Raw genomic sequence first — 6,484 nt, 5'->3', positions numbered from 1 at the left:
GTTCATCCTGAGCCAGGATCAAACTCTCCAATAAAGTTAGTTTGTCTAGCATCTAAAAATAAAAATTGACGTTTCACGTTGTTTGTTTCGTTCAGTTTTCAAAGAACTACTTGGTCGCTCATTTGCGACTTCCTTATGTTAACATCTTCATTTTTCAATGTCAACTAAGTTTTTCAAATTTCTTTTTTATCGTCTTCTGCGTTTCCGCATCAGCGACGGTTATTAATTTATCATATAATAACTATTAACGTCAACACTTTTTAATAAAAAATTCTTTTCCTTACATAACGCATACACTCTTCTGCATTAGCGACTCTTCGAAACAAACAAAAAATGATTTTATATCTTTCTTCCATCGCCTTTTTTACAACGTCATGAATACGTTCATCTTCAAAATCAAATAACAGTTCTTCTAACTCCCTCTTCAATATGTATTCCATTTCTTTTTTCTCTTCTTTCGTTAACATAAACCCAAGCAAATCATCACCTCAATCATTTCTTACAAAGCAATAAACGTTACGCTCATTTTCACTTATCAAAATCCTATCATTCATTATATCCACTGCTTACGATATTAATCCTTTGTTCTCTTTTTAATATTTAAAGCATATATGTAACTGAAAAGGATTGGACAAAGGGGCGTAATATTATGTTTTTCTTTTTTATTACGAGTAAACGAGCTTTTAAACACATTAGCTTAATAGTGATACTTTCCTTATTTACAGCATGGCTTCTCTTTTTGAAAACATATTCACATGAATCTGCTTTTTCAACTGCGACAGGACCTAAAGTTATTTACAAAGGAGACACCTCTAAAAAACAAGTTGCATTCACGTTTGATATTAGTTGGGGAGACAAAAAAGCAATTCCAATCCTTGATACACTTAAAGAAAGAGACATTAAGAATGCAACCTTCTTCGTTTCTGCTGCATGGGCAGAAAGACACCCTGATGTTGTTGAACGCATCATAAAAGATGGTCATGAAATCGGTAGTATGGGCTATAATTACACGTCCTACACTTCTCTAGAGACAAATGAAATACGAAGAGATCTTTTACGAGCACAAGATGTTTTTACAAAACTTGGTGTGAAACAAGTCAAACTATTACGTCCACCTAGTGGAGACTTTAACAAAGCAACACTTAAAATAGCAGAATCACTCGGATACACCATCGTCCATTGGAGTAATAACTCAAACGACTGGAAAAACCCAGGTGTAAACAATATCGTTTCCAATGTCTCTACTAATTTAAAAGGTGGAGATATCGTCTTATTACATGCATCCGATTCTGCCCTTCAAACAAATAAAGCTTTACCACTGCTTCTACAAAAATTAAAGAGTGACGGATATGAGCAAATATCGGTATCACAACTTATTTCTAACACAAGTACAAAAAGTAAAGATGTAAGGTAATTCTTTTCCCTCGTGCCTTCACACATAAAAAGCTCTACTACCTCTCATTAAGGTAGTAGAGCTTTTTTCATCCCGATATTTATATTCGTACAACCACCCTGCATAAAAACTCAAAAATCTCTCTTACTTAAGCCGACTTACTCGCCTTTCCAATTAAACGATGTAATATAAGTAACTGATATGCATTACATAATAAAAGTGGTATCACCATTAAATACAACCAATCTGTGTCATTAATACGAAGCGCTGGTACCCACTCAAGAATTGTTACAACAACCATAAAGAACAAAGCGGGCACAAATGCCTTTCTATTCGTTTCTTTACTTTTTATGTAAGCAACAATCGCCCCAAACACAAATAATACACCTGCAACAAGTATGTTATTCCCTAACGAAACTTCCCCATTTGCAATCAATATGGATCTTAAATACACGAAATCAAATAAAACGAATGCAATAAAGAAGAGCTGGACTGCATTCCATAAAGAAGGTGACCTGAACATCCCCAGTCCAAAACGATGGATTGTTAAATAGGCAAAGAACCCCATTTGACTTATAACACTAAAAATAAATCCTACACCCATCAACCAGAAGGAAACTGCTAAAATCTCCTTTCCGTCGAAATTTCGAAAAAATTTAGCGTACTTGTCCCACTCCAAAACAAACCCAATAATGACCGTGCTAATCCCACCTAGAAACAACGTCGTAAAAAACAGGCGTACCCACTTGCGGCTATTCACAACACATCCCCCATTATCCTTATATTTCTATTTAAATTGTATCAATGACAATTTCAAAAAGCTAGCCATGTTCATGTATAAATTCCTTAAAGATATTTATATTAAAAAGAGAGAACTGTGTTGAAAGGAGTTCCAACTTATGAAACGGATGCTGCTCGTTTTGACTTCTTCTTTTCTATTTCTTGTACTTGTAGCATGTGCACAAGGAAAAGAAGCAAAGTCCGAACTTGATTATGATCAAACGAAGAAAATGATTGTTGATATTTTAAAAACCGATCAAGGTAAGAAAGCCATTCAAGATGTGTTAACTGATGAAAAAATGAAACAAGCACTCATACTAGATGAAACAGTAGTAAAGAAAACGATTGAAGATGCAATGGTATCCGACAAAGGGCAACAATTCTGGGAAAAGCTCTTTAAAGACCCTGAGTTCTCATCGAAATTCGCTAAAAGTATGGGGAAAGAACAAACAACCTTAATGAAAACATTACTAAAAGACCCTGAATACCAAGCAGGCGTTATAGAAATTATGAAAAACCCTGAAGTAGAAAAAATAATGTTACAAACAATGAAGAGCAAAGAATACCGCCAATATTTACAACAAGTACTAACAGAAACTGCTGAAAGCCCACTCTTCCAAGCTAAGATGATTGATATTATTAGTAAAGGTGTACAAAAGGCCGAAAAAAGTGGATCTGATAAAAAAGAAGCAGGCGGTGAAGGTGGTTCCCAAGACGGTAAAAAGGAGCAACAGTAAAAATAATAATTATAATAATGAGTGGACAATATATGTATCGTCCACTCATTATTATTTTATTTTTGCGCGACAGCTATTTTATCAATTACTGTCTCAGCTATCGTACGATAAATAAGACCCGTCGTATGTGTATCTTCATATACTGAAGGCGCAAAGTCATCTTTATTCCAATCAGGTTGTTGAAGCGGGATTCGGCCAAGTACTTCTGTTTGAAGTTCTGTAGCTAATTTATCTCCTCCACCTCTTCCAAACACATATTCTTTTTCACCAGTTGTTTTACTTTCAAAATACGCCATATTTTCAACAACACCAAGAATACTATGTTCTGTACGTAAAGCCATGGCTCCAGCACGCGCTGCCACAAATGCCGCTGTTGGATGTGGCGTTGTTACAATAATCTCTTTACAAGCTGGCAACATTGAGTGTAAGTCTAGCGCAACATCACCTGTACCCGGTGGTAAATCTAAAACTAAATAGTCTAAATCGCCCCACTCTACTTCTGTAAAGAAGTGATTTAACATTTTCCCAAGCATAGGGCCTCTCCAAATAACCGGTGCATTATCTTCTACAAAGAATCCCATTGAAATTACCTTTACACCTAGACGCTCCACTGGAATGATTCTATCTCCTCTTACAACAGGACGTTTTTCTATCCCCATCATATCCGGTACGCTAAAACCATAAATATCAGCATCAATGATACCAACCTTTTTACCTAGACGAGCTAAAGCAATAGCAAGGTTAACAGAAACTGTTGATTTTCCGACTCCACCTTTTCCACTCGCCACTGCTAAAAATGTTGTTTTTGAATTTGGTGACAATAAAGATTCAGTTTGCTCTTCTTCCTGTTCCGGTGCAAACTGAGCTAATTCCTCTTCTGTAAATTCTGCAAAGCGAAGCCCTACTGTTGCTGCTCCTAGTTCTTTTACTAATTTTACAATTCCAGATTGCAATTGCATTTGTTCCGCTGTACCGGTTTTTACAATTGCAATTTTAACACTTACATGTTCCTTCTCAGGCTTAACTGTTACCTCTTTAATTGCACCTGTTTCTTTTAACGTTTTATGTAAAAACGGATCTACAATCCCTTCTAACGCTTCCACTACTTGCTCTTTCGTTACCATAGTTAGCCCAGCCCCCTGTATGAAAAATAACGTAATGTTAATTAAATTTATCTCTCTTTATTTTTGAAATAAATGCGTTTACATTTCCAGTATAACATATTTTCGGAAAACTTCGTTAACGAGAGAAACTCAAAAAATCCTCCTTATTCTGGAGGATTCCCTTTTTCCGTGAAATAACGTAATATACCACGATATACTGCAGCCGCTACCTTTTGCTGATATTTCTCCGAATTTAACATATACCTTTCGTTTACATTCGATAAAAAGCCAGCTTCAATTAGAGCACCTGGTGTTTTCGCATACTTCAATAAATACACATGAGAAATTGTTTTAGCAGAACGATTCGTATTCTCTAAACTCGTTCTCAATTCAGCTTGTATAAATTTCGCAGCACGTTCATTTTCAACCGAAGAACGATAGTAGAACGTTTGTGCGCCTTTCGATCCACTACTAGTTAAAGCATTTAAATGAATACTCGCAAAAAAGTCTACATCAGGCTTATTAATAATCTCTACACGCTTTTTTAAATCTTCTGCTTTACGTCTACTATATGATTTTGTATCTTTCTGAGCTAAATCATAATCTCCCTCACGTGTTAAAATAACTAGTGCACCTTGTTCTTGTAAATAATCTTGTACCTTCTTTGTAATTTCAAGCGTAATATCTTTTTCTATAATATCTTTTCCACCAACAGCCCCTCCGTCTGGCCCACCATGCCCAGCATCTAATACAATCACTTTCCCTGATAAGGGTAAATTCCAAGCTCGCCACGATTTTGTAATTTGAAATTCTTGTTTGACTAAAAAAAACAAAACAACCGCAGCGAGTGCAAAAGAGATAATTCGAATTCTCTTCATACCTTTCCTCCTCCAGCTAGTCCCTCTAATTACTTATATGGGACAAGAGGAAAGTTTATGCTTGTCTTAATGAAGCTTTAATCGATATCTTCTTTCACCTTTTTCATATCCTTCCTGCCACCATAAGCCGATAAACTGCTGGCAAGATTCAAAAAGTAATTCCTCATCTTGTAACTTAATTTCCCGCATAGTCATGCTCGTTAAAAATTGGAATAGTGTTTCCGTTAATTGTTGCTCTTCTTCTAAGGCTCTATATTTCACATCAAAGAATGATTCACCATAATAACCAAACTTACTGTATCTCGCTCCTAATAAATACGATTCTATCCCTAATTCAATACAGTAATCTTCATACTGACGATGAAGTTCCTGCATCTGAAAGGCATCCCTAATATTTGAACGTAATGTTTTTAATGATAATTCTCGCAGCATCTTCCGTTCATATTTCAACTGCTTTTCTTTTTGTTTTTCTTGTAAGCTGACAATGACATTCATAGTACTTATAAACCTCCCTAATACGTATTAGTCTAAACTTCTAAAGAAGAAGCATACGCGAGAGAATAGCACTAAAATATTCCAAACTACAAAAATTACAAAAGAGGAATGAAACATAAAAAAACCCCAACCAAAATGGTTGGGGTTTGTAGTTCGCAAAAATTAACGTTTTGAGAACTGAGGTGCACGACGTGCGCCTTTAAGACCGTATTTTTTACGCTCTTTCATACGTGCGTCACGAGTTAATAGACCTGCACGTTTTAGTGTTAGACGGTATTCTGGATCAGCTTTTAATAAAGCGCGAGAAATACCGTGACGAATAGCACCAGCTTGACCAGTGTATCCACCACCATTTACGTTTACAAGTACATCGTAGTTACCTAAAGTTTCTGTTGCAACTAGAGGTTGTTTCACTACTTCACGTAATGCAGCAAATGGGATATAGTTTTCAAAATCACGACCGTTAATGATAACGCGTCCTTCGCCTGGAACTAGGCGTACGCGCGCTACTGAACTCTTACGACGTCCAGTGCCATAGTATTGAACCTGTGCCAAAGTAAGCCCTCCTTTAATTGATTATCCGCGAAGTTCGTAAACTTCTGGTTTTTGTGCTTGGTGTGGATGCTCTGCTCCAGCATACACGTTTAATTTCTTAGATACTTGACGTCCTAAACGTCCTTTTGGAAGCATCCCTTTAATTGCAAGCTCTAACATTTGTACAGGGTAGTTTGTACGCATTTCTAGAGCTGTTCTTTGTTTAAGTCCACCTGGGTGGTTAGTGTGACGGTAGTAAATTTTATCGTTTAATTTATTACCTGTTAAATGAATTTTTTCAGCGTTAATAATAATTACATGATCACCCGTGTCAACGTGTGGTGTAAATGTAGGTTTGTTTTTACCGCGTAAAATAGATGCTACTTCAGTAGATAGGCGACCTAAAGTTTGACCTTCAGCATCAACCACATACCATTTACGCTCAACTTCGTTAGCTTTTGCCATAAAAGTCGTACGCATGTGTTTCCCTCCTCGTTATCTTTTCCATAGAAAAAATCTATTGTTTATCTTAAACACGATTTCCTTCCGGGGCTAATCGTGGTT

General features: G+C 36.3%; 9 protein-coding genes. 2 read left to right on the top strand and 7 right to left on the bottom strand.

Going from position 1 to position 6,484, the window contains the following annotated elements:
- Window positions 1-260: 260 nt before the first annotated feature.
- On the bottom strand, window positions 261-479 hold the full coding sequence (locus AC1DMU_RS27730) for a hypothetical protein (protein ID WP_000900297.1): 219 nt from the start codon (window positions 477-479) through the stop codon (window positions 261-263).
- A 170-nt stretch (window positions 480-649) separates the two neighbouring features.
- Between AC1DMU_RS27730 and pdaB the strand changes: the two genes are divergently transcribed.
- A complete protein-coding gene (gene pdaB / locus AC1DMU_RS27725) occupies window positions 650-1,414 on the top strand; it encodes a polysaccharide deacetylase family sporulation protein PdaB (RefSeq protein WP_000464700.1) in 765 nt (254 codons plus the stop codon).
- Between the two features lie 127 nt (window positions 1,415-1,541).
- Here pdaB and kbaA read toward each other — a convergent pair whose 3' ends face one another.
- Window positions 1,542-2,153: a KinB signaling pathway activation protein KbaA gene (kbaA, locus tag AC1DMU_RS27720; RefSeq protein WP_088061484.1), complete on the bottom strand. Its 612-nt coding sequence runs from the start codon at window positions 2,151-2,153 to the stop codon at window positions 1,542-1,544.
- Window positions 2,154-2,292: 139 nt separating this feature from the next.
- Between kbaA and gerD the strand changes: the two genes are divergently transcribed.
- Window positions 2,293-2,910: a spore germination protein GerD gene (gerD, locus tag AC1DMU_RS27715; protein WP_087983920.1), complete on the top strand. Its 618-nt coding sequence runs from the start codon at window positions 2,293-2,295 to the stop codon at window positions 2,908-2,910.
- Between the two features lie 56 nt (window positions 2,911-2,966).
- Here the strand turns inward: gerD and AC1DMU_RS27710 are convergent, their stop codons facing one another.
- From AC1DMU_RS27710 to rplM, 5 genes are all read right to left on the bottom strand, one after another.
- Entirely contained in the window at window positions 2,967-4,034 is a 1,068-nt protein-coding gene (locus tag AC1DMU_RS27710) for an Mrp/NBP35 family ATP-binding protein (protein ID WP_000256609.1), read from the bottom strand.
- A gap of 143 nt (window positions 4,035-4,177) precedes the next feature.
- Window positions 4,178-4,891 carry an N-acetylmuramoyl-L-alanine amidase CwlD gene (gene cwlD, locus AC1DMU_RS27705; protein WP_000822446.1) on the bottom strand — a complete coding sequence of 238 codons (714 nt, stop codon included), beginning with the start codon at window positions 4,889-4,891 and terminating at the stop codon, window positions 4,178-4,180.
- A gap of 66 nt (window positions 4,892-4,957) precedes the next feature.
- Window positions 4,958-5,386, bottom strand: a complete 429-nt coding sequence (locus AC1DMU_RS27700; protein ID WP_001101006.1) for a YbaK family protein — start codon at window positions 5,384-5,386, stop codon at window positions 4,958-4,960.
- 162 nt (window positions 5,387-5,548) lie between these two features.
- Window positions 5,549-5,941 (bottom strand): 30S ribosomal protein S9, encoded by a 393-nt coding sequence (rpsI, locus tag AC1DMU_RS27695; protein ID WP_000079986.1) that lies wholly within the window; start codon window positions 5,939-5,941, stop codon window positions 5,549-5,551.
- Between the two features lie 21 nt (window positions 5,942-5,962).
- Window positions 5,963-6,400 (bottom strand): 50S ribosomal protein L13, encoded by a 438-nt coding sequence (gene rplM / locus AC1DMU_RS27690; protein ID WP_001260795.1) that lies wholly within the window; start codon window positions 6,398-6,400, stop codon window positions 5,963-5,965.
- Between the last annotated feature and the right edge of the window lie 84 nt (window positions 6,401-6,484).

This window comes from Bacillus sp. 01N45 (assembly GCF_056399205.1).
This window is presented reverse-complemented; position numbering and strand designations above follow the sequence as displayed.

Excerpts from the sequence above, each read along its gene's own strand:
- pdaB (WP_000464700.1), top strand. The coding sequence starts at position 650 with ATGTTTTTCTTTTTTATTACGAGTAAACGAGCTTTTAAACACATTAGC.
- gerD (WP_087983920.1), top strand. The coding sequence starts at position 2,293 with ATGAAACGGATGCTGCTCGTTTTGACTTCTTCTTTTCTATTTCTTGTA.
- AC1DMU_RS27710 (WP_000256609.1), bottom strand. The coding sequence starts at position 4,034 with ATGGTAACGAAAGAGCAAGTAGTGGAAGCGTTAGAAGGGATTGTAGAT.
- cwlD (WP_000822446.1), bottom strand. The coding sequence starts at position 4,891 with ATGAAGAGAATTCGAATTATCTCTTTTGCACTCGCTGCGGTTGTTTTG.
- AC1DMU_RS27700 (WP_001101006.1), bottom strand. The coding sequence starts at position 5,386 with ATGAATGTCATTGTCAGCTTACAAGAAAAACAAAAAGAAAAGCAGTTG.
- rplM (WP_001260795.1), bottom strand. The coding sequence starts at position 6,400 with ATGCGTACGACTTTTATGGCAAAAGCTAACGAAGTTGAGCGTAAATGG.